Raw genomic sequence first — 26,349 nt, forward strand, 5'->3', positions numbered from 1 at the left:
AGGCAAATGGCCTGATTCCCGGCAGCAATCGGGAGATGGTAAACGGGCTGGACACGCAAGCAGCCGCAAACCCATCCGCAACCGGCCAAAATGCAAAAGGCGTAATCTTAAGAGGTTACGCCTTTTGCATATCATCTGGTGCCGAAGGCGGGATTTGAACCCGCACGGGTCTCCCCACCACCCCCTCAAGATGGCGTGTCTACCAGGTTCCACCACTTCGGCACTAAGGTCTATTTTTGCTGCGGCCCGGATTCACTCTGGGCTGGGGGCGCGGCCGGAGTTGGCTGGCTCTCCACCCCGGTCATCACTGACGGCCCGCCATGGTGGCTCAAGAAGGTCAGCCCCAATGAGGTGAGCATAAAAATAATGGCGGCGGCGGCCGTCACCTTCGCCAGAAAGGGGGCAGCCCCGGAACTGCCGAACACCGTCTGGCTGGTTCCCCCAAATACCGCGCCGATCTCCGAACCTTTGCCTTTCTGGAGCAGGACAAAAAAGATCAGGGCGACACAGACAATTACATGGACGATGATAATTACGGTTGTCATATTTTAATTGTAATCTATAAGCATTAAAAAAATCAAGCCAATTAGCTTGCCGGGCCAATCCTGACGTTAATGGCCCAAAGCAGCAATGCGCAAAAAGGTCTCGGCCTTTAGGGAAGCCCCTCCTACCAGAGCCCCATCGATGTCTGGTTCCCGGATTAGCTCGCTGATGTTTTCCGGGGTAACGCTGCCGCCATAGAGCAAACGCCGATTTTTAGCGACCTCATCTCCGAAGCGGGTCCGTAACTGTTGGCGGATGAAAGCGTGGACCTCTTGGGCTTGCTCGGGGGTGGCGGTGCGGCCGGTGCCAATCGCCCAGATCGGTTCATAGGCTACCACCAGGCGCGCGATCTGATCGGCAGCCAAACCTGCCAGCCCCTCTTCCAGCTGCTTTACCACCCGGGTCAAGGTCTGTCCGGCCTCTCGTTCCTCCAGGGTTTCCCCAATACAGACAATGGGGTTCAGACCGACGCTCAGGGCGGCTTTGATTTTGCGGTTCACCGTGTCATTGGTCTCGCCGAAATACTGCCGCCGCTCCGAGTGGCCGATGATCACATACTGGCAGCCGACATCAGCGAGCATTAAGGGAGAGATCTCGCCGGTAAAGGCCCCTTGCTTTTCCCAAAAGGTGTCCTGGGCGGCCAGCTTAATCTGGGAGCCGGCCAATACCTGGGCCACTGCCGCCAGGGCCGTGAAAGGCGGGGCCAATACCACTTCCGCGGCCAGCGGGGTGGCCATTTTCTCCCGCACCTCTTGGGCTAAAGCGGTGGCCTCCGCCAAGGTCTTGTGCATCTTCCAGTTACCGGCGATGAGCGGGAATCGTTTCGGCAAAGGCATCATCATTATAAATCCGGATGCTTTTTATGCCATTCCTGCAAGGCAACGATGCCGGGGAGTTGTTTGCCCTCCAGCAGTTCCAGGAAGGCCCCACCGCCGGTGGAGATATAAGAAAACTTCTGTATTTCTCCACTCTTATGAATCGCCACGTCGGTATCCCCGCCCCCGACAATGGTCAGGGCAAAGGAATTGGCGACGTTGTGCACCATGGCCTGGGTGCCCCGGCTGAAGGCATCGATTTCAAAGGCTCCCATGGGTCCGTTCCAGACCACGGTCTTGGCATTCTGCAGGGCTTCGTTGAACAGGGTCACGGTAGCCGGACCGATATCGGCGATCACCCACTCATCCGGTACTTCTTGCACCGGGGTGATTTTGGTCTCGGCCCGGGAATCAAAGGCATCAGCCACCACACAATCGACCGGCAGGTAGAATTTTACCCCTTTTTCCAGAGCGGTAGCCATCAATTTTTTGGCCGCGTCGATTAAATTGTCATCCACCAGGGACTTGCCAACATGGTATCCCTTAGCCTTGAGAAAAGTGTTGGCCATGGCCCCACCGACGATCAATTTATCGACGTGGTTTAAGAGATTTATCAAGGCCGTCAGCTTACTGGAAATCTTGGCGCCGCCGATCAGGGCGACCAGGGGCCGGGCCGGATCTTCCATGGACTTATGGAAATAGTGCACTTCATCCCGCATCAAAAAGCCAGCCACGCAGATAGGAGCATAATGGGTGACGGCATCCACGGAAGCATGGGCACGGTGAGCCACGGCAAAGGCGTCGTTAACGTAGATGTCAATGTTTTCCATTAATTGTCGGGCGAACTCGGGGTCGTTTTTTACCTCCCCGGGGTGGAAGCGCAGATTTTCCAGCAAGACCACATCTCCCGGCTTCATGGCCTTAATGATTTTTTGGGTTTCTGGACCGATACAATCCGGGGCAAACTTCACCCGTTTATGAATGAGCCGGGAAAGCCGCCGGGCTACCGGCGCTAAGGAAAGATTTTCATCCGGTCCGTTTTTAGGGCGTCCCAGGTGCGAGGCCAGAACTACCTTGGCATTTTCATCCAGGCAGTAATTAATGGTAGGCAAGACGGCCCGGATGCGGCTGTCATCGGTGATGTTCCGGTTGCGATCCAGGGGAACATTGAAATCAACCCGGATAAATAAGGTCTTGTCTCTGATATCGACTTCATCAATAGACTTCACCGGAGGCTCCTTTGGATTTTTAAGGTTAGCAAGCAAAGGGTTAACTGCCCAGGCGTTGTCCCATATAAACCGCCATATCAATCATGCGGTGTGAAAAACCTGATTCATTATCGTACCAGGCCATGACTTTGACCAGATTGCCGCCCATCACATTAGTTAATTCCGCGTCCACGATCGATGAATAACTGCAGCCGTTATAATCAATGGAGACCAGAGGAACCGTAGAGACATGTAAAACGCCTTTCAGCGCTCCTGCTTGAGCCGTTGCCAGGGCCCGGTTGACCTCTTCCTTGGTGGTGGATTTCTTTACCGTCGCTACCAAATCTACCACAGAAACGTTGGCGGTCGGAACCCGGACGGCCAACCCATCCAGGCGTCCTTTCAGTTCGGTGATGACTTCGGTTACCACCCGGGCGGCCCCGGTGGTGGTCGGCACCATAGATAAAGCTGCAGCCCGGGCCCGCCGCAAGTCCTTATGGGAACCGTCTAACAACCGCTGGTCCATGGTATAGGAGTGAATGGTAGTCATTAAACCGTATTCCAGGCCAAAATTATCGTGGATCACTTTGGCCACCGGCGCCAGACAGTTAGTGGTGCAGGAGGCATTGGAGACGATCTGATGCTGCTGGGGAGCATAGGTCTCGTGGTTGACGCCGTACACAAAAGTGGCGTCAACTTTTTTGCCCGGTGCGCCGATAATCACTTTATGAGCCCCAGATGCCAGATGGCCTTCATTGGAGATGCGGTCCCGGAAGGCTCCGGTCGATTCCAACACGATCTGCACCCCCATATCCTTCCAGGGTAATTGATGCGGATCATCTATCCGGGTAATATGGACTTCTTTGCCATCGATGATCATGCTATCGGCTTTGGCCTCCACCGTGCCCTTAAAGGGGCCGTGGATGGAATCGTAACGCAGCAGGTGGGCCAGAGTCTCGGTATCGCCTCGACTGTTGATGGCTACCAGCTCGACATCTTGGCGTTCCGCCAAGCTGATTCGAGCTAAGTAGCGGCCAATACGGCCAAACCCATTGATAGCAATTCGAACTGGCATAAAGGGCTCCTTTCCTTGAGAACCCTGGCGACGCTGAAGATAAAGGGCTTGGAAATTGCCAAGATTCTTAGTACATAATAAATGTTAAAAAACCTTTCCCCTCCCGTCAAGGTTTTTTCCATTCTGGCTGCCGCCAACCTTGAGGCGCGAGCGGGGGTTAGGCCCAGAGGGTAAGAGGTTTGACCGGGCTGAGTCATTTTATATTTTGTTTGGTTCCAGGTTTGTAGTAAAATCGTAAACTAAGATCAAAATCCATCAATGTTAACAGGGCTGTTTATATGGTCAATCTGATTCGCCAGCTTGGCTGCCGGACGCTGAGTCTGGTTCAGGAAGCTGGTCGGATGCAATTATTTCTGTTGCAAGCCCTGGGGCTGTTTTTTGTCCCGCCCTACCGGTTCCGTAATATTATCAAGCAGCTGCAGTTTATCGGGGTCAAATCGAGCTCGATCATTCTGCTCACCGGTGCCTTTACGGGCATGGTCCTGGGGTTGCAGGGTTATTATACTTTAAGGAAGTATGGCTCCGAGAGCGCCCTGGGATCTGCGGTGGCCTTAAGTCTGGTACGGGAACTGGGGCCGGTATTGACCGCCTTGATGGTCTCAGGTCGGGCCGGTTCCGCCATCACTGCCGAAATCGGCATTATGCGGATCACCGAGCAACTCGATGCGCTGGACACCATGGCCATCAATCCCATGCAATATGTGGTGATGCCCAAGATGATCGCCGGATTGATGGCGGTGCCGCTGTTGACCGCCATCTTCGATGTAATCGGCATCTGGGGCGGTTATCTGGTGGGCGTGGTCTTATTGGGCGTGAGTTCGGGAAGTTACTTTTCAGGCATGGTGCAAAGCGTGGAATCTTTAGATGTTAATGGTGGTATCGTCAAGTCCCTGGTGTTTGGCATTACCATCATGCTGGTCGCCTGTTACAAAGGTTATTATACAGCCCGCGGCGCTGAGGGGGTCGGTCGGGCTACCACTCAAACCGTGGTCCTCTCCGCGGTGCTGGTGCTAGGGTGGGATTATATCCTCACCTCCTTTTTCATGTGAACCATGATCCGAATCATTGATCTGACCCGATCCTTCAATGGCCACGCCGTCCTGGACGGTATCAATCTGGAGGTTCCCCAGGGGGAGATTACCGTCATCATCGGCAAAAGTGGAGTCGGCAAGAGCGTCTTGCTGAAGCATATCATCGGTCTGCTTAAACCGGACCGGGGCCAGGTGTTGATCGATGGGGTGGATATCACCAAAGCCCGGGGGCAGACCCTTAAGGAATTGAAGCAGCGGTTTGCCTATCTCTTCCAGGGCGGAGCTTTATTTGATTCATTGACCGTGTTTGAGAACGTTGCTTTTCCCTTGCGAGAAAAAACCAAGCTGTCGGAAGCGGAAATCAACAGCCGCACCCGGGAACGCTTGGCTCAGGTGGCCCTCACTGCCGAGGTGGAAAACAAGTTTCCCGATGAGTTGAGCGGGGGCATGAAGAAGCGGGTGGCCCTGGCCCGGGCCCTGATTCAGGAGCCGGAGATTATCCTGTTTGATGAGCCGGTAACCGGCCTGGATCCACCCATGACCAATACTGTCTTTCATTTGATTAGCAAGACCCACCAGGAGAGTGGCTACACCGCACTGATCGTCAGCCACGATATTCCCGAGATCTTTGGGATTGCCGATCACGTGGCCATGCTCCACAAAGGCCGCATTATCGCTTACGGTTCCCCAGAGGACATCCAGCGGGAAACCAATCCGGTGGTTCAACATTTCATCCAGGGGGAGCCGGATTTTTTGGAGGAATGAGTCCAGTACTATGAAGAAAGCCAGCCTCGAATTGATCGTCGGCCTGTTTGTCCTGATCGGTCTGGCCTGTTTGATCTATCTGGCCGTTCATTTAGGAGAATGGGAAATGTTTGGCAAGGGTTATCGGGTCAAGGCCGAGTTTGACAACATCTCGGGTTTAAAAGTGGGAGCGCCGGTCGAAATCGCCGGGGTGGAAGTGGGGCGGGTGGAAGCCATCCAGGTCACCAAGGATAATTTGGCTTGTCTGACCCTCAAACTCAATAAGGGGGTGGAAGTTCATGATGACGCCATCGCCTCGATCCGGACCAAAGGGATTATCGGGGATAAGTTTGTCAAGCTGATGCCCGGCAGTTCGGAGCGGCTGATTCCTCCGGGTGGCAAAATTCATGATACTGAGTCAGCCGTGGAATGGGAAGAATTGATCAGTAAATTTATCCATGGTAAGGTCTGAATTACCAGAAGGAATCCGAAGACAAAGTTATGGGGGGTGAATCAGGCTGAGTCGAAAGAAGTAATCAAAAGCCCCGGATGATAATCGGGGTGCCCTGGCGGAGTTAGATGACGCCAGCGGCAATCAGGTGCAATTCTCCCAATAACCTTTAAAGGAGTAAAGTTGTATGCGAGGTCTTATGCGACTGCTGGTAGTTGGCGTCTGCCTTTATCTGGCTATGGTCATGGTAACTCCCGCAGCCTGGGGAAGCTCGGCCATGGATCAACTGCGGTCCACGGTGGATGAGGTGATCAGCATCCTCTCCAATCCCAGTCTGAAAAGACCTGGCCAGGAAAAGCGACGCCTCCAGATGGTGAAACAGGCTATTAATCAGCGCTTTGATTACTCGGAAATGGCCAAGCGAAGCCTCTCCCGCTATTGGAAGCCACTCAGTCCCAGCCAACGGGAGCAGTTCGTCGAGCTGTTCAGCCAACTGCTGGAGCGGTCCTATTCCGGCAAGCTGGAGGCCTATTCGAATGAAAAAGTAATCTATCAGTCAGAACGGCTGGATGGCGACTATGCCGAGATCCGGACAATAGTGGCCCGACCCAATGATCGGATTCCGATGAATTACCGGATGATCAATAAAGGCGGCAAGTGGTGGGTCTATGATATTGTGATCGAAGGGGTCAGTCTGGTCAGCAACTACCGGAACCAGTTCGGCCGCATCATCCGGGAATCATCTTATCAGGAATTGGTGCGGCGGATGCAGACCAAGGTAAAAGCCCAGCAAGGGGTTAAAAGGTTATAAGCTGCAATCCGGCGGGCTGCGGGACGCCGCCCGGCCGGCACTTCCCGTGTTTTGGCAAACCAAAAATATCATTAACAGCAAGGCCTTGGCAGGATAATCGTGAAATAACCCGGGCTAAGTTTTAAGTCTTACAAGTTGCGATATAATTCCGGATACTGGTTTTTCCAACGCTTGTGGAGCCAGAGCCATTGTTCTGGGTAACGGCGCACCCAGGCTTCGATGGCCTGGGTCTGGGCCTGGACCTGGGCCAGGATATCGGCCTTTTCATCCCCTGTTTTGACCAGCGGCAGCGGCGGGTGGATAACCAGCCGGTGGCGGCCGTTGGGCAAGCGTTGCGAGAACACCGGAATTACCGGGGTATCGAAGCGACGGGCTAAAATCGCCGCCATGGGCGTGGTGCGGGCCCGATGGCCGAAAAAATCCACCAATACCCCGCCCTTGGTAGTAGTATTCTGGTCGATTACCACCCCGACAATATGGTTCTGTTTCAAATGTGAAATAATTGCCTTCAGCCCGCCCTGCTTGACAATCATCCAGTTGTGGCCTCGTTCCCTTAAATAACGGATCAGGCGATTGAGCAGGGGATGGTCGTGCTCTCGAGCCACCACTGCCACCGGCTGATAATGCAGGCCATAACCCATAACGGTATATTCCCAGTTACCGGCGTGGGCGGTGATGGCCAGCACCCCCCGGCCCTGGGCCAAGGCAGCTTCAAAGTGCTCCTGGCCAATAATTTCCACCTTGTTTTTGATCCGGGAGAGCGGCAGGATTAGCAGTTCCAATCCTTCCCCGAACAGCCGTATAAACTGTCGAAAGACCTCTTGGGCCAGACGTTGGCGGTGATCGGGGGGCATTTCCGGTCCATAGGCAAATGCCAGATTGCGCATGGTAATCTGGCGATGCCGCCGGTCCAACCGATACCACAGCCGGGCTAGGGCCGAAACTAGAAATTCAGCAATCATACCTCAATTCAAATTAACCTTTTCAATGCCTTGATACCGATTAGCTTTCAAATGAGTTATTTTATCCTTTATCCCCTCTCCCCCGCTGGCGGGGGAGAGGGCGAGGGTGAGGGGGCATTTTAGCTCTTTGATCGCAACTAGGTATTAGTGATAAATAAACTTGCCTTAGATTACCTCATGCTTTTAATTCAGGGGTTTGGCCTCGACAGAACCCGGTCATAAATGGCCTCCACGGCCTCAGCCATGTGGCTGAGAGAAAAGTGGTCCTGCACCAGGGCCAGTCCCTGGCGGCCAAAGGCTCTGGCCTGCTCCGGGTTGCGCCTCAGGGATTGCAGGGCCTGGGCCAGGGCTTCCGGGTCCCGGGGCGGCACCAACAGGCCGTTCACGCCCGACGTAATGATTTCCGGAATGCCGCCACAAGAGGTCCCGATTACCGGTCGGGCCATGGCCATGGCCTGCAACAGGGCCTGGGGAACCCCTTCGTTGGCATAAGAGGACAGCACCACCACATCCATCCGGGCCAGCCAGTCGGCCACCTGTTCCTGATGTCCGGTCATCCACACCCTTTCCGTCAGTCCCAATGACTGAATGCGGTCCCGGATGACTTCCCGATAGGGACCGTCTCCGATGATCAGCAGGTAAGCTGGTTCTTCAGCCGTGGCCAACCGTTTCAGGGCTTCCAGCAGATAAAGATGCCCCTTCCAGGAGCGCAACACCGCGACCACGCCAATGATATAAGCCTCGGATGGCCAGGTTTGGGGTAGGAGCGGCCTGGCCTCCACCGGACGGGGGTGAAATTCCGTCAACCGCACCCCGGTAGGGACAGGGTAGACCCGCTCGGCCGGCACCCGGGCCCGGCTGACAATCAACTCTTTGATGGCCTGGCCGGTAGTAATTACCGCTTCCGGGGCCTGATAAAGCAAACGGGTCGGCCAGGTACCCTGAATGGGCGTAGTTAAATGACGGGTGCGGACCAACCGGGGCCGCTGATGATTGGCCGGCCCCCTCAAATTTGCAGTCGATAACAGCCCGATCCAGCTATCCAGAGAGCTGTGGGTATTGAGAATATCCACTACAGCGGACCGACAAACCTGGCGTAAGGCCCACACTGCTTTTAGATTATTAAACCCTCCGAAATCGAGGTTCACCACTGCGAACCCGGCCCGGCGGGAGCGCTGCCATAACTCTCCTCGGGGATCGGCCCCGATGATCAGCCGATGTCCCCGCTCCCGCATGACTTCGGCTTCGCTCAGGATGCGCCGCTCCTGGCCGCCCCAGCCCCGAGACGATTCGGTATGCAGGATGGTATATGTATGGCGTGGGTGACTCATAACTCCTGTCGTTTGGAGTACAGAGACAGGTAGATCTCTGATAATCGCTGCAACATGGCCTGGATTGAATAGCTCTCGGCGATAGTCTGCCGGGCCTGTTGGCCCCAGGCCTGGCGCAGCTCGGGACGGTAATAAAGCTTGAGGATGGCGTCTGCCAAGGGGCCGGGCTGCCCCGGAGGCACCAAACAGCCATTCTCACTGTCCTTAATGACCTCGCTGGAGCCGCTGACTCGGGTCGCCACCACTGGCAACCCTGCGGCCATGGCTTTCAAGAGCACCAGCGGCAGCCCTTCCCATAGAGAGGGCAGCACAAAGATATCCATGGCCCGGTAGAGTTGCGGCAGATCCCGGCGGGTTCCCAGGAAACGGACCATATCAGCCACTTCCAGGGCTTGGGCCTGGGTCTGCAGCTCAGCTGCCAACCGCCCTTCGCCCACCAACAGCAGGGTCAGGTCAGGGATTTGGCGCCGTAGTTCCGGCAAGGCCGCCAGCAGATATTTCTGCCCTTTCTGCTCCTCCAGTCGGCCAATGGTGCCCAGACAGAACCCGCTCAACCCCAGCCGGGCTTTGGCCGCGGTAGGGCTGTCGGGAATATCCAATTCCTCCATGCGGATACCATAGGGTAGGAGAGTTACCCGGGAAGCCGGGACCCGGTCATATTGCCGGACATCAGCTTCAACCTGAGAGGAACCGACCAACAGGCGATCAGTCAGCGGCCACAGCAGCAAATTCCACAACTGACGATGGAACTTAACCCTAGTATAGGAATTATGCACCGAGGCCACTACCGGCAGATCCAGACCCAGGGCAGCCAGACGGCCATACAGGTTGGGGTGGTAAAGATGGGTGTGCAGGATATCGGGTTTTTCCTTCTGGAGCAAGCGCCTTACCGCCATTATTATCTTCCCGCCCAGGGTGTGTTTGATATCCAGGCCCAGACTGATAACCTGGTGACCGGCACGGGTAAGCTCCATGCCGACCGGACCGGGAGAGCCGATACAAGCGACCTGGACCTGGAACCTGGCGTCATCGAGTCCCCGGACAATAGCGGCCACCAGGTCCTCTGCCCCGCCGACCGGCAGGGTAACCAGCAGATGCAGGACTTTAATTTTCTTGGTAGACATCCTCAGGCCATTTGGTTTTGAGATGGCGGGCGATAGCCCGGACCAACCCGGTCACCCGCTTTTCCCAGGTATGGCGTTGGTTGATCAATTCAACCCCGGCCTGGGAGATTCTGACCATCTCCTCGGGGGCGGCGATCAGGTAGTGTTCCATTTTTTCGATAAAATTATCAGGGTTTACCGCCACAAAATTTTCACCATCCCTGAACCCCAGAGCCTCCAGATCCGGAGTCGGCTCGGCAAAGAGGAGAGTCCCGCAGGCCGGAATTTCAAAATATTTCATCAAGGTATATTGATAAATCGAAGCACAGGTGAAGGAGGCCCGTAACCGGTTCAAGGCCCTGGAGAAAATTACCCCATCATGGCCACAGACCCGGAGCTTTTTGAAAAATTTTAATCGGCGCTGCGCCAGTAAATATTCCCGGACCTGGTTGCGAAAGGGATAGGTCCCCGGGGTATGGGAGCCTAAACAACCGATATCATATCGCCGCCAGCGGCCTTGCGGCCGGAAAATACGGGTGGGAACGGCCCAATAACATCCAACCATCGGCGTCTGGGCACCGTTCATAACCGGCCTGACCAAGCCATTGGCATTAGGATAAGGATTAATTAATATTTCAGGTCGCAAGTAGTGAAAAAAGTCAATCTTCTGCTTAAATCTGGGCTCGGTCCGGATGAAATCATGGGGGTCGCCGACAAAAGCCGCCACCGGCGCTCCCAGCTCCTCCCAGCCGCTCAATTTGGCAGTAAAACTATGGCGGTAATTGACCCAAACCCAATCGATCTGCTGGCTCGGGCTCAGGCGGCCGACGATCTCCTTTAAATCATAACCATATTGGGAAAAGGGGAAAGCTTCGCTGATCCAGATAGTGGAGAATCGGCGGGCCAGTTCCACGTCCCGATAATAATTCTGATTGCGTTTTTCAGAAGTGACCATTAACAGCCAGGGCCGGCCCGGTTTGGCCGAAACCAATTCGGGGCCCTCTGGCTTGCGGTTGAGCCACTTCCGGGTAAAATCAAAACCCATCCGACAAATTCCTCAAGTCTATTACAAGAGCTTGATATACGGTTATGTATCATTCTGAGCAGAACCAGGACCTAGTTTTGTTCTAAACGGGTGAATCCAGTATTGGCCTTCAGGATGACTCTTTAAATTAGTATTCAGCTAGATTTCTGTTGGATGAGTTGATTATAACAAAATCTACTCTCTGAAAAGAAAAAATTAAGACAGCCGCAATCGTTTGTGATAATATGATGATTCAAATAAATATGGAGAGAACCATGCAATTTACCCGCTACCTGCTACTGAGTCTGATCGGTCTATCCCTGATAAACCCTTCTCCGAGTTGGGGTGACAAAGTAAAGGAGGCCATGCAAAGCGCCGCCCGCAATTATTATCGCCATGCTATGATGTTGGGTACCGATGGCAAAGATGCCGAAGCAGTCCGAGCTTTGCAACAGGCAGTCGGTTGCGACGCTGATTTTTATGAGGCCTATAGCATGATGGGCTCTTCGTTGGATCGTCTGGGCCGCTATGGGGAAGCCGAAGAGGCCCTGCGCCGGGCCATCCAGATCAATCCCAATTATGCCGAAGGGTATTATTACCTGGGAATATTTTTAAAGAATCGGGGGCGGACTCAAGAGGCCGAGCAGGCCTTCCAAAAGGCCCGACAACTGCAGCGCTGACAGCTAGCGTCAGTGCTTTTCGGGATTAAAGGGGAAGATATACCACCAGCCGGTTTTTATTGTCTGCGGTTCGGTAATAGACAATTGATTCAGCTAATCTCCTGACCAAACAGATGCCCAAACCGCCGATGGGCCGACTCTCTAAATCCAGATCTTCCGGGGGATAATAATTAAGGAGAAGGTCAAAAGGTCGAGCGTCATCTTCCATAATCAACCGCAATCGGGGTCCTTGCTGCTCTACGGTTACATCAATCTGCCCCGACTGGCCGGGTTCATAACCGTGATTGACGATGTTGATAAACAGTTCTTCCCCGATCAATTCGAGATGGGCCAGGGAGCGCTCCGAAAGCCCCCATTCCAAGGCCTGGGCTTGCAGAGCCTCATTAAGCAGTGCCAGGTTTTCGGGCCGATTGCTAAGGCTCAGATTGACACCCATTAGAGTTCCAAGGCCTCCTCTTGAGAATTATAGATCTGAAATATCTGGGTAAATCCCGCAATATCGAACACTTCTCGCACGGTCTCATTAAGCCCACACAGACGTAACAGCCCTTGATGGCGGTTTACCGCTTTGGCCAGGGACAGCAGCACCCTTAATCCCGCGCTACTGATATAATGGACCCCGGACATATTTACCAGAATCCGGGGTTGATCTTGAACCGTCTGAAATTTTTCCTCCACCGCCTTGGCGGTCATGGAGTCAAACCGACCGTTCAGGGACACAATGACAAAATTCTTTTCCTCGTTTACCTTAATTTTCACTTTTTCCCTCCATTTTCAGGATCATCAGGGTCATATCATCGGCTTGGGCCACCCGGATGGAAAACCCCTTAACCTGGTTCAGGGTTTCTTCCACCAAAGTTTGGGGAAGCTCTTGCTGCCTGGTTTTTAACGTCTCTTCCAATCGGATTAGCCCAAAATCCTCGCCCCCCTGGTTCTGGGCTTCGGTAATGCCGTCAGTATAAAGCACCAGCAGGTCGCCAGGGTTGAGAGTCACCTGCCTCTGTTCGTAACCGGTGGTGGGATCGATTCCCAAGGCCATTCCGGTTCGAGCCAGTCTTTCGACCGAACCTTCGGCCCTCAGCACCAGGGCCGGAAGATGACCGCCATTGGCGTAATCCAGGGTTCCGGTGCGGGTATCCAGAACCCCGAAAAACAGGGTTACGAACATACAGGTGGGATTTTCTTCGGAGAGTTGTTGATTGACCCGGGCCAACATGGTGGCGGGCCGCCAATCTTGGCAGGAGATGCCGCGAATCAGGCTGTGCACCGAGGACATAAACAGTGCCGCCGGCATCCCCTTGTCAGAGACATCAGCTATCACCAGAGCCCACTGGTGGGGGTCGATTTGGAAAAAATCATAAAAATCACCGCTCACCATCTTAGCCGGAATATTGTGGGCGTACAGACAGAAGGTCTCCCCCTGCGGAAATCGAGTCGGCAAGATGCTTTCTTGAATCTGTCGGGTAAACTCCAGTTCTTTGTTGATTACTTCTTGTTTCAGTCTTTGGGCCTGCAGGGCCTTTTTGGCGATCACCACCGCACCCAGGATAAACAGAAAGACAATGGAACCACTAATAATGGTCAGACGCAGGAAAATGGGCGCCACCATATCTTCGGCTTCTTCCAAGGGCATTGATACCAATACTGACCAGTGTTTGTGGTCTATTATCACCGGGGTATAGGCCACCAGATAATCGACTCGCCGCTGGTTACAGACCTTGGTATATTCGCCCCGGCCTTCCTCGCCGCGCAGGATATGGTCTCTTTCCAGGCGACAGAGTTCTTCCGAGTGTTCACAGTCTTGGGATAATTTACCCAGCAGATTAAGCTGGGGATGTCCCAGCAGACGCCCTTGCCCATCCAGCATCCAGGCATAGCCCTGATTTCCCATGCGCACCGGCTTGATGTAAGCTTCATTGATATAACTTAGCCGAACATCGGTGCCCAAAACTCCCAGGAATCGGCCGTGGTCGCCTAGGATGGGGACCGCGATGATCAGAGCTTGAAAACGATCTTTAACATCGCCATAGCGTTGGCCGCCAGCGGTGAGATAATCTGAAATGGTCGGTTTGTGGGTGCGGCGAATTTCCTGAAAATAGGGGCGAAAGGAAAAATCCTTGCCGATCACCCCTTCCAGGGCGGTGGCCGGATTCATATAGGTGCAGATACCGTTGGCGTCCAGGCGAAAAATGGTTACCCGACTTATCCCCATACTTTCCCGCACCATGCTGACTATGTGGTTGCTGACCGGAGTCATCTGTTGTACCGGTTTCAGACGGGCCAGCAGAGTCAACTGTCCTTTCAAAGTGTCAAAAAAATACTGAATGTTCTTGGCGGTCTGCCGGGCCAGGATCATTTCTTGATCCTGAACCACGATTTTTATCTCCTGAAGGGCATGACGGTAAACATTGTAGGCTCCCAACAGGACTAAAGCCATAGCTAGCAGCAGTATCAGCAATACTGTGATTACTGTTTTACGCATCGCTTGGTTACATCACCAAAGGCAATTCCGGGATTACCGGGAGAAGGCTGTTGAACAGCGACATCAGCAAGGCCATTTAACCATATCCAGGATGAAAAAGCAAGCTTGCCAGGTTAGTTTAAACAGGTTTCCCAACGGGTCTGATTAGCTTCTCTCCTTGAACCCGATACTAGCCTTTTCCTGCAAAATGATCATCTAAAAAGATGTTAAACAAGCACAGGCCAGACTTTAAACAATAAAATTCAATAATCCGACCAGGTTTATGCACTAAAGTGATCATAAGGTAACCTTAATTAGTAAGGAAAGTTAGTTAAATATGTTACCTGAAGGTCCAGCCCCAGCCCTGCCGATATATAAAAGCTGATATCCTTATCGGCTTTAACGACTCAATTGTTAAGACCAAAAAAGAGTCAAGCGTCAGTATTATTCCTTTGCCTTGCAGTCTTGACACCTTTTTAGATTTCGCATAAAAGCAAGGCATAACCCCAGCCCCTTCGGGAGGAAGGATAGTTTCGATGTTTTTTATAATCCTGCTTTTTTTGGCTGTCTGCTTGTGGCCTTATGGGTCGGTCGCCACCCACCCAAAGTCAAGCCCCTGGCCCTCAGCCCAGCCTACCGTGCGGATGCCTTACTATGAGCTTCCCAAGCGGTTGACCCTGTGTGGCGAGGTGGTGCCGGTGCATGATCGAGCGGTCTGGGAGGCCATGGACAAAGAATTTATTATCGTGGTCTGGAACCGCATTCAGACCACTCTGTGGCTCAAACGGGCTACCCGCTATTTCCCCGATATTGAAAAAAAATTACGGCAGGCACGTCTCCCGGATGACTTGAAGTATGTCGCCCTGGTAGAGAGTGACTTGCGTCCGGAAGCCCGCTCTCCCCGCGATGCCTGGGGCCCCTGGCAGATTATCAAAGCCACCGCCAACCGCTTCGACCTCAAGACCGAGAAACATCTTGATGAGCGCCTGGATTTCGACGCCGCTACCGAGGCGGCGTTGCAGTACCTGAAGTTTTTACACCGAAAGTTTGGCAACTGGGCCTTGGCGCTTGCGGCTTATAATTGCGGCGAGGGCCGCTTGCAGAAGGAAATCGCTGAACAGGGCGTCCGGGATTACTATCGCCTCAGCCTGCCGGAGGAAACCGAGCGTTATGTCCTGAGGATTATCGCCGCCAAGATCGTGCTGGGTCAACCGGCCCATTATGGTTATGAGATTCCGGCCGATCAACTTTACCCTCCCCTGGAGTATGACCAGGTAAAATTTATTCTGCACCGCCAGGTTCATTTGCGTCAGGTAGCCCAGGCCTGTGGCACTTATTTCAAGGCCATTAAAGGCTTGAATCCCCAGATCCAGGGTTATGTCCTGGTTCCCGGCTTTTATCGCCTTAAAGTGCCCCGGGGGTCGGCTCCTGATTTTTATGAATCGTTAATTAGGGAACACCTTACTATTCCCTGAAGGAGGTTATTTTGTCCGGCTCACCCCAAGTTGCGAGATCCCCGGAAAAAGTTGATGTGCTGCTCCTGGGGGGCCTGGTCCTGACCCTGAATGATAATCGAGAGGAGTTTAACCCGGGAGCCCTCGCGGTCAGGGGCAATCATATTTTAGCAGTGGGTTCCCGGACCGAGATCGAAGCCCGCTATGAGGCCCCCGAGGTTCTTGATTATCCCCATGATTTGATCCTTCCTGGGCTTATCAATGCCCATACCCATGCTGCCATGACCTGCTTCCGGGGGCTGGCTGATGACTTGCCCCTGGCGGAATGGCTGCAAGATTACATTTTCCCGGCGGAACGCCATATCAACCGGGATCTGGTCTATTGGGGCAGCAAACTGGCGGCGGCGGAAATGTTGCTCTCCGGCACTACCACCTTCTGCGACATGTACCTGTTTGCTGATGCCGTGGCTCAGGCCGCTAAACAGGCGGGTATCCGGGCGGTGATCGGTGAGGTGCTTTATGATTTTCCCTCTACCAATTACGGACCGCCCGAGCAGGGGCTGCAGTTCAGCGAGGATTTATGCCGCCACTGGCAAGCTGACCCCCTTATCCAGGTGGCTATTCAGCCCCATGCCATTTATACCTGTTCTCCGGAACTTTTAATCCGCTGTGGCGAGCTGGCGGCCCGGCACGAGGTCCGGCTCATCATCCATCTGGCTGAAACCTGGCAGGAGGTCAAGGATTGTCAGACCCGTTATGGAGCGACTCCGGTGGCTCATCTGCATCGACTAGGGTTGCTCACTCCCCGCCTGGTGGCCGACCATGCTGTGGCCTTAACCGACACCGATGTGGAGCTGCTCGCCCAGCACGGGGCCGCGGTGGTGCATTGCCCGGAAAGCAATATGAAGCTGGCTTCGGGCATTGCACCAGTGGTGCAATTGCTGGCTCAGAGAGTCAAGGTGGCCCTGGGCACGGATGGCTGCGCTTCCAATAATAACCTGGACCTGCTGCAGGAAATGGACACCACTGCCAAAATCCACAAAGTCCATCACCAGGATCCAACCGTCATTCCGGCAACCGTAGTTGTTGATCTGGCCACCCGAGGGGGCGCCCGGGTGCTAAACCTGGATCAGGAGGTCGGTTCCCTGGAGCCGAACAAAAAGGCCGATGTGATCGTCATTGACTGTCAGCAACCTCATATGATACCAATGTATAATCCTTATTCACACTTGGTTTACGTGGCCTCCGGAGCCGATGTGCGCACTGTCCTGGTCAACGGCCGGGTGGTGGTGAAGGATCGCCGGGTGCTGACCTTTGATGTGGGGGAGGCCATGGCCCGGGTGCGAGAAATCGGCCGTCGCATCAAGGCCCCCTGAACTGGGGAACAGTGACGGTGCTGCTAAAGGAATGCAGCACCAAAATGGCTAATTAATCTTATTACGCCGAGCACTTAAAAGTTTAATTTGAGGGAAGCGCGGTTTTTTCTGAGCTGAGTAATATTTCAGATTACAGGTGACCCAGTGGTTAAACTCAAATATTTTAAATGGCTCATCATGGCAGTGGCCAGTTGGGCCCTAGTAGCTTGCTCGGCGCCCCCTACCGACTCGGGCTGGGAGGAGCGTCTGGATCATATTCTTAGGCAAACCTGGGAAGGCTACCGGGTAAATTTTATCTCGCCGGGCGGCCGGGTGATCAGGCCGGAAAACCAGCAGGATAGTATCTCGGAAGGCCAGGCCTATGCCATGTTGCGGGCCGTTTGGAGCCAGGATCAGGCCACCTTTGATCGTTGTTATGCCTGGACCGAAGCCCATCTTTCCCGCCTCAGGGCCAAGGGCGACCACCTCCTGGCCTGGCGCTGGGGACAGACCAGCAATGGTCAATGGCAGGTTTTAGACTGGAACAGCGCCAGCGATGCCGACCTGGATTACGCCCTGGCCTTGATCCTGGCCCACCGGCAATGGGGCCGGCCGTCGCCACCGCTGCCCGGGTATCTGGCTCAGGCCCGCCTGATCCTGGATGACATCCTGGCCCAGGAGACCGCTACCGACGCTTCCAGCCGCCGCTGGCTGACTCCGGGGTGCTGGATAGCACCTAAGTTGCCGCTGCTGCTCAATCCTTCTTATTTCTCCCCAGCGGCCTATCGTCTGTTTTATGGGGTGAGCCAGGACCGCCGCTGGTTAGAACTGATTGATTCAACCTATTATGCCCTGGGAAAAATAAGCCGCCAGCTAGGATCGATGCGGGGGGCAGGGCTATTTCCGGACTGGTGTGTCCTGGCCACTCCGGATAGATTTGACCCCTCGGCCGCGCATAGCTCCAATTTTGGCTGGGAAGCGGTGCGCATTCCCTGGCGCCTTGCTCTGGATCAGCTATGGTTTCAAGAACCGCGGGCCTTAAAATGCCTGCAAGAGTCCTTGCTGCCCTTTTTCTCCCGACAATGGCGTGAGAGGCAGAAACTGGCCGCGGTTTATACCTATCCGGGCCAACCGGCGGTGGATTATGAAAGTCCGGTGATCTATGCCGGGCTGGCGGCCGCGGCGCTGGCCGGAAAAGAGCCAGCTCTGGCCCGGCAATGGACCGAAAAGATTGTCGCCACCTATCAGGAAGGCAGCCAGGGAGGATATTTCAACCGGCCCGATGACTATTATGGCAACAACTGGGCCTGGCTGGGGCTGGCCACCTATCGGGGCTGGGTCAAACCTTTCAATACCTGGCGGTCCAGTAACCGGGCCAGTTCGCCCTCGGCCGGAACAAACCCAAAAACTGCCTGCCAGACGGACGGACTCTCCATGCACAAATAAACCAGGACCTGGGGGGCCCGCCGGGTGATCCACTCTCGCAGGCGAGAATACATCTCAATCCGCAGGGTCTTGAAGTAGCGCAGCTTACCGTCCAGGGCGGTAATGATCTCTTCCTCGGCGATACGGCTGGCGGGCGAAAAACGGGATCAACCGGTGATTAAGGCCCATAAGGTCATCCAGGGCCAGACTGTCGGCGAATTCTCCGGTTTCCAGCCGCCAAACTCGCTCTGGGTCGGACGCCCGCCGGTCCTGTAATTCAGTCATGAGATCGGCAATATTGGTAAAAATGGTGATGGCCGGGTAATTAAGATAACCCTGAAGAATGCAGTAACTACAGTCCATGGGGCAACCAGTGACTACCTGCAGCACCTGATAACCACAGCACAGACAGCCTTTGGTCCCTGGGCAGGGCCGCCCAAACGCCCCCTTCTGGTGGGCCAGAAGCAAGGTGCGCTTGGCTCGGGCAAAATCAGCCGGGCTTCAGGGGGGCCCTGGCCACGCAACTCCCGGGCTTGGGGAATAATCTCTACCGGCAGGTGGGACAGCCGGGAGCGTACCCGGTGAGTAACATCATCCCCCTGGGCCGCCTCTTCAATCAGCAGCCGGTGAAACCGCCAGGGAAGTCGGGGTATGGTCGTCAAATCATTAAACAGGATTATTTAGGAGGAGTTTTTCCATTGGAGTCACATACGGTATAGGTATGGCCGGCGACCGTATAATCATCGGCCTTAAAGCGAATGATCAGGGTGCTGTGCAACACCTTGCTTTTTTTCTTTACCGGCACCTTCTTGACGGTTTTGTCCTGGTCCAGATAAAACGGCACGGTTGACTGGGGATTAATCTCCCTTTCCTTAGCAAATGCTGGCAGGGTGGCATCTTTGTAGCTCTTATAGGTGAATATCAGGCCGGCCGGGGTGCGGTTAACTTCCTGGGGTTCGCCGAACAGCAACATAATCTCGTTTTTGGTGGTCTGGCCATCCTTGATGCGGTTGACGTATTCGGGGTTGATAGTGTTGCCGGATATATCTACCCAGCCCAGCAAAGGTATGATCAGGCTGAGGGTTAATGCCATCATTTTCCAGCCAGATGGTCGAATCATAGGTACTCCTCCCGGGTTGAGTTAAATTGGTCGGCAGACTACAATTTAACTGAGTAATACCGCAATGATGCCGCTCAAAAAAACCCCATCAAAGGTGCCGGCGCCGCCGATCGATGCTACCGGAGCGTTCAGATTACGCAGCTCCTTAATTTTCAGCAGGTCGGCGCCGATCAGCGTTCCCATCGTTCCGGCGATATAGGCGATCGGGGCCCTAATTTCGACCGGAGAGAAAATCAAGGCTCCCACCGCGGCAATAACCGGCGGAATCAAGGCGGGGATGGCAATGCCCATGCCCTGCACCGGCCGTGCCAACCGGTTGGTGACCAGGGCGACGATGCCGGTTACCAAAACCGGCAGCAACAAGCTGTGTATTTTAAATATCAGGTATATCGAGATCAACAAGGGGATTAAGGCTCCACCGACATTAATGGCCAGAATGGTTTTTTGGGGCTTGATAACCTTGGGGACCCGATAGCGCATACCGAAATAGCTTACCACCTCATCGTGGATCAATTGGTTGCTTTCTAGATGACCGATGGGAATATTTACCATGCTGCCTAACAAGGTGGCCAGCAAGATACCGAAAAGATGTTGCGGCGGCAACCCTAGTTTGGCAAAAGCCAACCCGATCACCCCCACCTGTAAAAAGGCAAAAAGAAAGATGGCCAGAACAAAAAAAACCAGCATGAAAATCATCAGCAACGGTGGATAAAACATTTTCTGAGTCTCCTTAATGACTCCTGGTTCCCAGCGCAGCCTGGAGCTGCAAGGTTAACCGCCATAGGCCTTTAATTTCAGATTTAATTCCTCCATCGAGATTCCCAGAATAACCGCGGCTTGCTGGCGATCACCGCCCACCTTATCCAGGGTCCGTAGGATCAGTTCCCGTTCCAACTCCACCAGGCTGGGCTCCGCGTCCCGGCGAGGGATTTGATAATCGACCCCAGGATGGCCCTTCAGCTCTTGCAGGGCAGGTGGAAGCTCTTTAAGGGAAAGGATTTCCGCCGGACACAGGATTACGCCCCGCTCTATAACATTTTCCAGTTCCCGGACATTACCCGGCCAGGAATACTTGCGGAAAACGCTCAGCACCTCTGGGTCGATGCTCTTGATCTGCCGGGCATTTTTTTTATTATAATAACTCAAGAAATATTGGGCCAGCAAAACGATATCCTCACCCCGTTCCCGCAGCGGCGGGAGGGCGATGGAAACTACATTGAGGCGATAGTACAGATCCTCCCGAAAACGTCCTTCCCGGACCTCGACCTCCAACTGTCGGTTAGTGGCGGCAATGATGCGGACATCAACTTTAAGGGTCCGGTTGCTCCCCAGAGGCTCGAACTCACGGCTTTGCAAAACCCGCAGGATCTTGGCCTGGGTGGTGAAGGAAAGCTCCCCGATCTCATCCAAGAATAAGGTTCCCTGATGAGCCAGGAAAAAGCGGCCCTGTTTGCGAGCAACAGCCCCGGTAAAGGCTCCTCGTTCATGACCGAACAGCTCACTCTCCAGGAGAGTTTCGGGCAGGGCGGCACAATTGACCACCACAAAGGGGCCTTGCCGCCGCCGGCTGTGGCTATGGATGGCGTGCGCGACGATCTCTTTCCCGGTGCCGGTTTCTCCGAGCAGCAGGATGTTGGCATCGGAAGGCGCGACCAGGCTGAGCAGCTTAAAAATTTCTTGCATGCATGGAGATTGACCGATAATGCTGGAAAAATCAAACGCCACCTATCCCTCCGTCATCCTTGTTTGCTAAGACCATGAACTACCCCATGGCAACGACAGGCCGTGGCAATCAATAGCTTACCGGAAGCAGCTTGGACCTGATCCCACAATTGCCATAAGTCAGCGGGCGGATAACCGCCGACCCCGGGAGCCAGTTGCTCACTGTGCACTACCAGCGACTCAAAACCAGGCAACACCAGATCTTCCAGGGCTTCGTACAGGGTGCCGACCCGCGGCAGGCCGGTAACCCGGCACTGGTCGTCCGGTTCCGGACAATCATCCGGGCAGATAAAATCTGCCAAGCTGAGGAGCACCTCCCCTTGCTGGCCTCGAAAAACCCAGACGGCCAGTTTCTCTACCTCTGGTGGCACCGGTATCAATTGCCAACCTGACGCGGGTGGACGTTGGCGCCAGACCCACTCAAAGGCCACATGACAGGGGATGGCCGGGATGATCCAATCATAGGTCGAGTCGTCTCGGAGGTGGGAGATTAGAAAGTCCACTCCCTCATCGTGTTCCAGGCGCAAGTTAGATAACCCGGGCAGACGGCAATCCATTAATGACTCCGGGTTCTGATCAACCACCGTGAAGTAGCTGCCGGGTTCCTGTTGGGCCAGGCGACTAAGCGCCAGATAGCCGAAATGTCCGGCTCCGAGGATCAGGTATCGTTTCATAGATTCTATTGTGGACGGGGAAAGACCCCAATCACCGTCGGTAACAGGACCATCCGGGGGGCAATCAATTCCCTAGCCTGGCGCTCCAAAAAAGAAGGTGAGGAAAAACTAAATGCTGAAGTCTTGACCAAGAGTTGAGCCATGGAACCACCGTCGAGGTTAAGGGCGGTATCGATCTCAAACTCACTGCTTTTAAGGAAGCAGGCCAGCTCATAAAGCGTAAAATACTTATCTGGACTATTAAATACCAGGATATTACCCTTGCGGTCGGTGCAGATCACGGTGCGCGGGGCTACCAGTGAGGTCTTTTTAACTCGAATGCGGCCCCTGGAGTCCAATAAAAGTGGGAAAGATTGCACCCCTTGGGTCCAAGGCAAATCTTGGGGCTGGATTTTTGTAACCGTCAGATCCAGGATAGTGGCCCGCGGCAAGTCCGGTGACATGCCTTTCGGCTCAGACACAAACATGCCTCGCATGGCTGAATTATGAAGGGGTCCGGAAATCTCCCCATCAGCAATAATAAGCCCGCATGGTTCATCATTGGGGCGAAAATAACTGGCGTTAAACAACACCAGCGCGCCGGTACATTCTTGCCATTCCATGATGGTCCGCGGATTGCCGTGGAAAATGCGAAAGGCATTAAAATTGGGATCAATGCGAACCACGAATAAAAACCCTAATCCCTGGTTTCTCTCCGAAACCGTAACCCTGGCAAAACCGAGACCTTTGTCCAGTTCCTGCCATTCTAATGGCCCATGGCTCCATTCCTGGGCTCGGACCGGGAGGACGGCGGTGGTCCAGTTCCAACCAAAAACAATCAAGACAGCAATCAGCCGTAACACAATATAACCTTGCCAGGTCACGAAATATGGTTTATCTTAGCATATTAACCGGCTTTAGTCTATAGGCCAAGGGATAATGACTGACATCCGCCTCGCTGATTCTCATGCTCATCTGGATCTGCCGGAATACCAGGCCGATCAGTCCCAGGTGATCCAACGCGCCTGGGAGGCCGGTGTGGAGCTGATTATCAACATCGGCATCAGTCTGGACAACTCCGTCCAGGTCCTGGCCACCACCCAAAAATATAATCAGCTCTACTGTACGGTGGGCGTCCATCCGCATGGGGTGGGCAATCTTCAGGAACCTATAATTGACGACTTGAGCCGTTTGGCGATTCAGCCCAAGGTAGTGGCCCTAGGGGAGATCGGCCTCGATTTCTACCGTCGTTACGCCCCACAGGAGGTGCAGAAATATTGGTTCCGACGTCAGTTGGAGCTGGCTCATGCCCTGGGAAAGCCGGTGGTCATTCATACCCGGGAGGCCACCGCCGACACTCTGGCCATCCTCCAAGAATATGCCCCCCGCTTATGTGGTGGGGTGATGCACTGTTTTGGCGGCTCCTATCCGGAAGCTCGGGCCTTTCTTGATCTGGGGCTGGTATTGTCGCTGTCCGGGGTCTTGACTTATCCGAAAGCCGACCCATTACGGGAGGTGGTAAAGAAATTGCCCTTAGAAGGTTTATTGATTGAAACTGATTCTCCTTATCTGGCCCCCCAACCCCGCCGGGGCAAAAGGAATGAACCCGCCTATCTGCTCTATACCGCCCAAACCCTGGCCGACCTCAAGGGGGTGGAGCTGGCTACCGTGGCTCAACATACCTGGAATAATACCCGCCGGGTGTTCGGGCTGGAGGCCACGCCATGAATTCCATTGCTGATAATTTGCGTCACATATTAGACCAAATTGCTGCTGCGGCCCAGCGGGTGGGTCGGCAGCCCGATGAGGTTAAGCTGGTGGCGGTCAGCAAGACCGTCGACCTGGAACGCATCCGCCAGGCCATTGCCGCCGGGGTGACGATCTTAGGAGAGAATTATCTCCAAGAAGCTCAACGCAAGATGGCCGCGCTTGGGAATCCGGTAAGCTGGCATTTTATCGGCACCCTGCAGACCAAAAAGGCGTCTGGGGCGGTGGCCGGATTTGATCTGATCCACTCCGTTGATCGCCCCAAACTGGCCCAAGCCTTGGAGCGGGCCGCCCAAAAATTGGGGAAAGTCCAGGAAATTTTGATTGAGGTCAATCTGGCCGGGGAGGCCAGTAAGGCCGGAGTGGCTCCGGAAGACGCCGCATTCCTGCTCGAGACCGTCCTCTCCCTTCCACATCTTCGGGTCCGGGGGCTGATGACCATGCCGCCGTGGTTTAATGATCCGCAAGCCGTCCGGCCCTATTTTAAACAATTGCGAGAATTACGAGATCGTCTGAACCGATCTTTCCCGGAAATCAAACTGACGGAGCTGTCCATGGGCATGTCTGGCGACTTTGAGGCGGCCATTGAGGAAGGCGCCACCTTGGTACGGATCGGCACCGCCATCTTTGGAGCCCGACCCAAAGCCTAAAAGCCTATTGTTGGAAGCTATCGCTAGCTGAGCCATAGTCGCGGTATTGTTCTAAGGGGTAGACCAGCCTGTCGGCCCCTTTTTTTGATATAATATTATACTAAGATCAATCCGATATTAATCACAAGGGCTTTAACCAGTATGCCTGGGACAAAATACCGCCCCGGTACCAAAGTCGGCCTGACCACCACCATTCCGGTGGAGATCATCTTAGCCGCGGGGTTGGTGCCGGTCGATCTTAATAACCTGTTCATCACTTCGGATCAGGCCTACCGTTGGGTGGCCCAGGCCGAAGAGGCTGGATTTCCTCGCACCGTCTGTGCCTGGATCAAGGGCATTTATGCCACCTTATTGGACCACCCTGAAATTCCTGTAGTGGTCGCCGTGACGCAGGGGGATTGCTCCAATACCCACGCCCTGATGGAGCTATTGCAGAATCAGGGCCGCGACCTAGTCACTTTTGAATTCCCCTTTTCCCGGGACCGGCGGTTGCTGGCCCAGCAGATCGAGCAGTTAATGGCCCGCTTCGGGGTCGAGTGGCCGCAGGTCCGGCAGTTCCAGGCTACGTTAACCCCGGTGCGCCAGGATTTGCATACCCTAGATCGACTTACCTGGCAGGAGGGCGTGGTCAGCGGCCGGGAGAATTTTCAATTCTTGATTGCCAGTTCGGATTTTAACTCGGATGTTGCCGGATTTGCCGAGCAATTGACTACCTTCCTGGAGGAGGCCCGCCGTCGGCCGCGGCGATCGGCTCTGGTCCGGTTGGGGTTAATCGGCATTCCACCGATCTTTAATGATCTTTTTGAGTATCTCTCAAGTCTGGGGGCCGAAGTGGTGTTTAACGAAATCCCCCGGCAGTTCAGCATGCCGTTTGCCGAGGGGGATCTGGTTGAACAATACTTGGCTTATACTTATCCATATGATGTGTTTGCCCGTATAAATGATATTGCCGAGGCCATTAAAGTGCGGCAACTGGATGGCCTGATCCACTACACCCAGAATTTCTGTTTCCGGCAGACCCAGGACCTGTTGCTCCGCCAGCGTCTGGCGGTGCCGATGCTGACCATTGAAGGCGACCGGCCCACCGCCCTGGACCACCGCACCCGCATGCGCTTGGAGGGCTTTGTTGATGTCCTGCGCCGCTGAGATATTAACACGCGCCCCGCTGGTGGGTCTGGATTTTGGCAGCCGCTTTGTCAAGCTGGCCTGTACCACTGATATGGTAACCTTTGTCAAGCGTAAGTTGGATACCCTTACCTTTTATCGGGATTATTTTCGCCGGACCCCGGAGCAGGTGGAAATAGACTGGCCGCGTCTGGGGCTGGAGCCTCCGGCCTGCCTGGTAGCCACCGGTTATGGCAAGCATCTATTGCAGGCTTATCTCCCCACCATTACTGAAATCCGGGCCCATTTTCTGGGGGCTAGGAAGCAGACCGGTCGCAATGATTTTATTTTACTGGAAATCGGCGGCCAAGACACCAAAGTGCTCTATGTTAAGGAAGGGCGGGTCTTTGATTTTCTCAGTAATGACCGCTGTGCCGCCGGCACCGGCCGTTATCTGGAAAATATGGCCCGCTTTCTAAAAATGTCGTGGCAGGAATTCACCTCTTACAGCCAGGAACCGGTAACCATCTCCAATACCTGTGCCATTTTTGGCGAGACCGAGTTGATCGGCCATCTGCTGGATGGGGTGCCGCTGCCCCGCATCGCCGCCGGAGTCAACGATTCAGTGGCCCGGCGGGCCCTGGCCATGCTCCGCCGCTATCCCTGTCGCACTCTGGTTTTTGTCGGCGGGGTAGCCCGCAACCATGCGGTGGTCAACTGCCTGCGCCAGCGGGGCGACTATCAGGTGATCATTCCGCCGGATCCCCAGTTTAACGGCGCCCTGGGCTGTTGCCTGGAGGCCCGCAAAAGTATGGAGCGCGTCGGCGAGACCAAAAACTTTAGTTACCTAGCCAAATAAC

At 54.4% G+C, this 26,349-nt stretch carries 30 protein-coding genes and 1 tRNA gene; 12 read left to right on the top strand and 19 right to left on the bottom strand.

What is annotated here, in order from left to right:
• Positions 1-136: 136 nt before the first annotated feature.
• The 5 genes from JRG72_00720 to gap form a co-directional block, all read right to left on the bottom strand.
• A tRNA-Leu gene (locus JRG72_00720) sits at positions 137-222 on the bottom strand.
• Positions 223-230: 8 nt separating this feature from the next.
• A complete protein-coding gene (secG, locus tag JRG72_00725) occupies positions 231-545 on the bottom strand; it encodes a preprotein translocase subunit SecG (protein ID MBW2133744.1) in 315 nt (104 codons plus the stop codon).
• Positions 546-611: 66 nt separating this feature from the next.
• A complete protein-coding gene (locus JRG72_00730) occupies positions 612-1,379 on the bottom strand; it encodes a triose-phosphate isomerase (GenBank protein ID MBW2133745.1) in 768 nt (255 codons plus the stop codon).
• A 5-nt stretch (positions 1,380-1,384) separates the two neighbouring features.
• A complete protein-coding gene (locus tag JRG72_00735; protein ID MBW2133746.1) occupies positions 1,385-2,587 on the bottom strand; it encodes a phosphoglycerate kinase in 1,203 nt (400 codons plus the stop codon).
• 40 nt (positions 2,588-2,627) lie between these two features.
• On the bottom strand, positions 2,628-3,641 hold the full coding sequence (gene gap / locus JRG72_00740) for a type I glyceraldehyde-3-phosphate dehydrogenase (GenBank protein ID MBW2133747.1): 1,014 nt from the start codon (positions 3,639-3,641) through the stop codon (positions 2,628-2,630).
• Between the two features lie 278 nt (positions 3,642-3,919).
• On the opposite strand from gap, the gene JRG72_00745 reads away from it, so the two are divergent.
• The 4 genes from JRG72_00745 to JRG72_00760 all read left to right on the top strand — a co-directional run bounded on the left by JRG72_00745 (position 3,920) and on the right by JRG72_00760 (position 6,678).
• Entirely contained in the window at positions 3,920-4,690 is a 771-nt protein-coding gene (locus JRG72_00745; GenBank protein MBW2133748.1) for an ABC transporter permease, read from the top strand.
• Positions 4,691-4,693: 3 nt separating this feature from the next.
• A complete protein-coding gene (locus tag JRG72_00750; protein ID MBW2133749.1) occupies positions 4,694-5,437 on the top strand; it encodes an ABC transporter ATP-binding protein in 744 nt (247 codons plus the stop codon).
• Positions 5,438-5,447: 10 nt separating this feature from the next.
• Positions 5,448-5,888: an outer membrane lipid asymmetry maintenance protein MlaD gene (gene mlaD, locus JRG72_00755; GenBank protein MBW2133750.1), complete on the top strand. Its 441-nt coding sequence runs from the start codon at positions 5,448-5,450 to the stop codon at positions 5,886-5,888.
• Between the two features lie 178 nt (positions 5,889-6,066).
• On the top strand, positions 6,067-6,678 hold the full coding sequence (locus JRG72_00760) for an ABC transporter substrate-binding protein (GenBank protein ID MBW2133751.1): 612 nt from the start codon (positions 6,067-6,069) through the stop codon (positions 6,676-6,678).
• Positions 6,679-6,806: 128 nt separating this feature from the next.
• Here JRG72_00760 and JRG72_00765 read toward each other — a convergent pair whose 3' ends face one another.
• The 4 genes from JRG72_00765 to JRG72_00780 all read right to left on the bottom strand — a co-directional run bounded on the left by JRG72_00765 (position 6,807) and on the right by JRG72_00780 (position 11,119).
• On the bottom strand, positions 6,807-7,640 hold the full coding sequence (locus JRG72_00765; protein MBW2133752.1) for a lysophospholipid acyltransferase family protein: 834 nt from the start codon (positions 7,638-7,640) through the stop codon (positions 6,807-6,809).
• 188 nt (positions 7,641-7,828) lie between these two features.
• Complete coding sequence (locus JRG72_00770) at positions 7,829-8,971, bottom strand: glycosyltransferase family 4 protein (protein ID MBW2133753.1); 1,143 nt, start codon at positions 8,969-8,971, stop codon at positions 7,829-7,831.
• Positions 8,968-10,095 carry a glycosyltransferase gene (locus JRG72_00775; protein MBW2133754.1) on the bottom strand — a complete coding sequence of 376 codons (1,128 nt, stop codon included), beginning with the start codon at positions 10,093-10,095 and terminating at the stop codon, positions 8,968-8,970. The genes JRG72_00770 and JRG72_00775 overlap by 4 nt, the downstream gene beginning before the upstream one ends.
• A complete protein-coding gene (locus tag JRG72_00780) occupies positions 10,076-11,119 on the bottom strand; it encodes a glycosyltransferase family 1 protein (GenBank protein ID MBW2133755.1) in 1,044 nt (347 codons plus the stop codon). Before JRG72_00780 ends, JRG72_00775 begins: the two co-directional genes overlap by 20 nt.
• A gap of 254 nt (positions 11,120-11,373) precedes the next feature.
• Between JRG72_00780 and JRG72_00785 the strand changes: the two genes are divergently transcribed.
• Entirely contained in the window at positions 11,374-11,778 is a 405-nt protein-coding gene (locus JRG72_00785; protein MBW2133756.1) for a tetratricopeptide repeat protein, read from the top strand.
• A gap of 25 nt (positions 11,779-11,803) precedes the next feature.
• Here the strand turns inward: JRG72_00785 and JRG72_00790 are convergent, their stop codons facing one another.
• From JRG72_00790 to JRG72_00800, 3 genes are read right to left on the bottom strand one after another with little or no spacing between them, the layout of a single operon-like run.
• Entirely contained in the window at positions 11,804-12,214 is a 411-nt protein-coding gene (locus tag JRG72_00790) for an ATP-binding protein (GenBank protein MBW2133757.1), read from the bottom strand.
• A complete protein-coding gene (locus JRG72_00795; protein MBW2133758.1) occupies positions 12,214-12,537 on the bottom strand; it encodes an STAS domain-containing protein in 324 nt (107 codons plus the stop codon). The genes JRG72_00790 and JRG72_00795 overlap by 1 nt, the downstream gene beginning before the upstream one ends.
• On the bottom strand, positions 12,527-14,260 hold the full coding sequence (locus tag JRG72_00800) for a SpoIIE family protein phosphatase (protein ID MBW2133759.1): 1,734 nt from the start codon (positions 14,258-14,260) through the stop codon (positions 12,527-12,529). Before JRG72_00800 ends, JRG72_00795 begins: the two co-directional genes overlap by 11 nt.
• A gap of 515 nt (positions 14,261-14,775) precedes the next feature.
• Here JRG72_00800 and JRG72_00805 point away from each other — a divergent pair.
• From JRG72_00805 to JRG72_00815, 3 genes are all read left to right on the top strand, one after another.
• The gene (locus tag JRG72_00805; protein MBW2133760.1) at positions 14,776-15,714 is read left to right on the top strand and encodes a lytic transglycosylase domain-containing protein; all 939 of its coding nucleotides are present in this window, start codon (positions 14,776-14,778) and stop codon (positions 15,712-15,714) included.
• 11 nt (positions 15,715-15,725) lie between these two features.
• Positions 15,726-17,069 (top strand): amidohydrolase, encoded by a 1,344-nt coding sequence (locus tag JRG72_00810; GenBank protein ID MBW2133761.1) that lies wholly within the window; start codon positions 15,726-15,728, stop codon positions 17,067-17,069.
• 144 nt (positions 17,070-17,213) lie between these two features.
• Positions 17,214-18,494, top strand: a complete 1,281-nt coding sequence (locus tag JRG72_00815; GenBank protein ID MBW2133762.1) for a cellulase — start codon at positions 17,214-17,216, stop codon at positions 18,492-18,494.
• Positions 18,495-18,578: 84 nt separating this feature from the next.
• Here JRG72_00815 and JRG72_00820 read toward each other — a convergent pair whose 3' ends face one another.
• Genes JRG72_00820 through JRG72_00850 form a run of 7 tightly spaced genes read right to left on the bottom strand, consistent with a single transcriptional unit; the run spans position 18,579 to position 22,831 of the window.
• Positions 18,579-18,836, bottom strand: coding sequence for a hypothetical protein (locus JRG72_00820; protein MBW2133763.1), 258 nt, complete (start codon positions 18,834-18,836; stop codon positions 18,579-18,581).
• Between the two features lie 14 nt (positions 18,837-18,850).
• Positions 18,851-19,135, bottom strand: a complete 285-nt coding sequence (locus tag JRG72_00825) for a hypothetical protein (GenBank protein ID MBW2133764.1) — start codon at positions 19,133-19,135, stop codon at positions 18,851-18,853.
• Between the two features lie 14 nt (positions 19,136-19,149).
• Positions 19,150-19,593: a hypothetical protein gene (locus JRG72_00830; protein ID MBW2133765.1), complete on the bottom strand. Its 444-nt coding sequence runs from the start codon at positions 19,591-19,593 to the stop codon at positions 19,150-19,152.
• 45 nt (positions 19,594-19,638) lie between these two features.
• A complete protein-coding gene (locus JRG72_00835) occupies positions 19,639-20,310 on the bottom strand; it encodes a DUF1614 domain-containing protein (GenBank protein ID MBW2133766.1) in 672 nt (223 codons plus the stop codon).
• A gap of 54 nt (positions 20,311-20,364) precedes the next feature.
• Positions 20,365-21,318 carry a sigma-54-dependent Fis family transcriptional regulator gene (locus JRG72_00840; protein ID MBW2133767.1) on the bottom strand — a complete coding sequence of 318 codons (954 nt, stop codon included), beginning with the start codon at positions 21,316-21,318 and terminating at the stop codon, positions 20,365-20,367.
• Positions 21,319-21,329: 11 nt separating this feature from the next.
• Positions 21,330-21,989, bottom strand: a complete 660-nt coding sequence (locus JRG72_00845) for a hypothetical protein (protein MBW2133768.1) — start codon at positions 21,987-21,989, stop codon at positions 21,330-21,332.
• Between the two features lie 5 nt (positions 21,990-21,994).
• Complete coding sequence (locus JRG72_00850; protein MBW2133769.1) at positions 21,995-22,831, bottom strand: phosphodiester glycosidase family protein; 837 nt, start codon at positions 22,829-22,831, stop codon at positions 21,995-21,997.
• A gap of 76 nt (positions 22,832-22,907) precedes the next feature.
• Between JRG72_00850 and JRG72_00855 the strand changes: the two genes are divergently transcribed.
• The 4 genes from JRG72_00855 to JRG72_00870 all read left to right on the top strand — a co-directional run bounded on the left by JRG72_00855 (position 22,908) and on the right by JRG72_00870 (position 26,348).
• Positions 22,908-23,696: a TatD family hydrolase gene (locus tag JRG72_00855; GenBank protein ID MBW2133770.1), complete on the top strand. Its 789-nt coding sequence runs from the start codon at positions 22,908-22,910 to the stop codon at positions 23,694-23,696.
• Positions 23,693-24,385: a YggS family pyridoxal phosphate-dependent enzyme gene (locus tag JRG72_00860; GenBank protein ID MBW2133771.1), complete on the top strand. Its 693-nt coding sequence runs from the start codon at positions 23,693-23,695 to the stop codon at positions 24,383-24,385. The genes JRG72_00855 and JRG72_00860 overlap by 4 nt, the downstream gene beginning before the upstream one ends.
• 141 nt (positions 24,386-24,526) lie before the next feature.
• Positions 24,527-25,531, top strand: coding sequence for a 2-hydroxyacyl-CoA dehydratase (locus JRG72_00865; protein MBW2133772.1), 1,005 nt, complete (start codon positions 24,527-24,529; stop codon positions 25,529-25,531).
• Entirely contained in the window at positions 25,515-26,348 is an 834-nt protein-coding gene (locus JRG72_00870; GenBank protein MBW2133773.1) for a 2-hydroxyglutaryl-CoA dehydratase, read from the top strand. Before JRG72_00865 ends, JRG72_00870 begins: the two co-directional genes overlap by 17 nt.
• The last annotated feature ends 1 nt before the right edge of the window (position 26,349 follow it).

The sequence above is a fragment of the Deltaproteobacteria bacterium genome (genome assembly GCA_019309545.1).
GTDB lineage: Bacteria > Desulfobacterota > Desulfobaccia > Desulfobaccales > Desulfobaccaceae > Desulfobacca_B.

Coding starts and splice junctions, on each gene's coding strand:
- secG (MBW2133744.1), bottom strand. CDS start 545: ATGACAACCGTAATTATCATCGTCCATGTAATTGTCTGTGTCGCCCTG.
- JRG72_00730 (MBW2133745.1), bottom strand. CDS start 1,379: ATGCCTTTGCCGAAACGATTCCCGCTCATCGCCGGTAACTGGAAGATG.
- gap (MBW2133747.1), bottom strand. CDS start 3,641: ATGCCAGTTCGAATTGCTATCAATGGGTTTGGCCGTATTGGCCGCTAC.
- JRG72_00745 (MBW2133748.1), top strand. CDS start 3,920: ATGGTCAATCTGATTCGCCAGCTTGGCTGCCGGACGCTGAGTCTGGTT.
- JRG72_00750 (MBW2133749.1), top strand. CDS start 4,694: ATGATCCGAATCATTGATCTGACCCGATCCTTCAATGGCCACGCCGTC.
- mlaD (MBW2133750.1), top strand. CDS start 5,448: ATGAAGAAAGCCAGCCTCGAATTGATCGTCGGCCTGTTTGTCCTGATC.
- JRG72_00760 (MBW2133751.1), top strand. CDS start 6,067: ATGCGACTGCTGGTAGTTGGCGTCTGCCTTTATCTGGCTATGGTCATG.
- JRG72_00765 (MBW2133752.1), bottom strand. CDS start 7,640: ATGATTGCTGAATTTCTAGTTTCGGCCCTAGCCCGGCTGTGGTATCGG.
- JRG72_00770 (MBW2133753.1), bottom strand. CDS start 8,971: ATGAGTCACCCACGCCATACATATACCATCCTGCATACCGAATCGTCT.
- JRG72_00775 (MBW2133754.1), bottom strand. CDS start 10,095: ATGTCTACCAAGAAAATTAAAGTCCTGCATCTGCTGGTTACCCTGCCG.
- JRG72_00780 (MBW2133755.1), bottom strand. CDS start 11,119: ATGGGTTTTGATTTTACCCGGAAGTGGCTCAACCGCAAGCCAGAGGGC.
- JRG72_00785 (MBW2133756.1), top strand. CDS start 11,374: ATGCAATTTACCCGCTACCTGCTACTGAGTCTGATCGGTCTATCCCTG.
- JRG72_00790 (MBW2133757.1), bottom strand. CDS start 12,214: ATGGGTGTCAATCTGAGCCTTAGCAATCGGCCCGAAAACCTGGCACTG.
- JRG72_00800 (MBW2133759.1), bottom strand. CDS start 14,260: ATGCGTAAAACAGTAATCACAGTATTGCTGATACTGCTGCTAGCTATG.
- JRG72_00805 (MBW2133760.1), top strand. CDS start 14,776: ATGTTTTTTATAATCCTGCTTTTTTTGGCTGTCTGCTTGTGGCCTTAT.
- JRG72_00820 (MBW2133763.1), bottom strand. CDS start 18,836: ATGGACTGTAGTTACTGCATTCTTCAGGGTTATCTTAATTACCCGGCC.
- JRG72_00830 (MBW2133765.1), bottom strand. CDS start 19,593: ATGATTCGACCATCTGGCTGGAAAATGATGGCATTAACCCTCAGCCTG.
- JRG72_00835 (MBW2133766.1), bottom strand. CDS start 20,310: ATGTTTTATCCACCGTTGCTGATGATTTTCATGCTGGTTTTTTTTGTT.
- JRG72_00845 (MBW2133768.1), bottom strand. CDS start 21,989: ATGAAACGATACCTGATCCTCGGAGCCGGACATTTCGGCTATCTGGCG.
- JRG72_00855 (MBW2133770.1), top strand. CDS start 22,908: ATGACTGACATCCGCCTCGCTGATTCTCATGCTCATCTGGATCTGCCG.
- JRG72_00860 (MBW2133771.1), top strand. CDS start 23,693: ATGAATTCCATTGCTGATAATTTGCGTCACATATTAGACCAAATTGCT.
- JRG72_00865 (MBW2133772.1), top strand. CDS start 24,527: ATGCCTGGGACAAAATACCGCCCCGGTACCAAAGTCGGCCTGACCACC.
- JRG72_00870 (MBW2133773.1), top strand. CDS start 25,515: ATGTCCTGCGCCGCTGAGATATTAACACGCGCCCCGCTGGTGGGTCTG.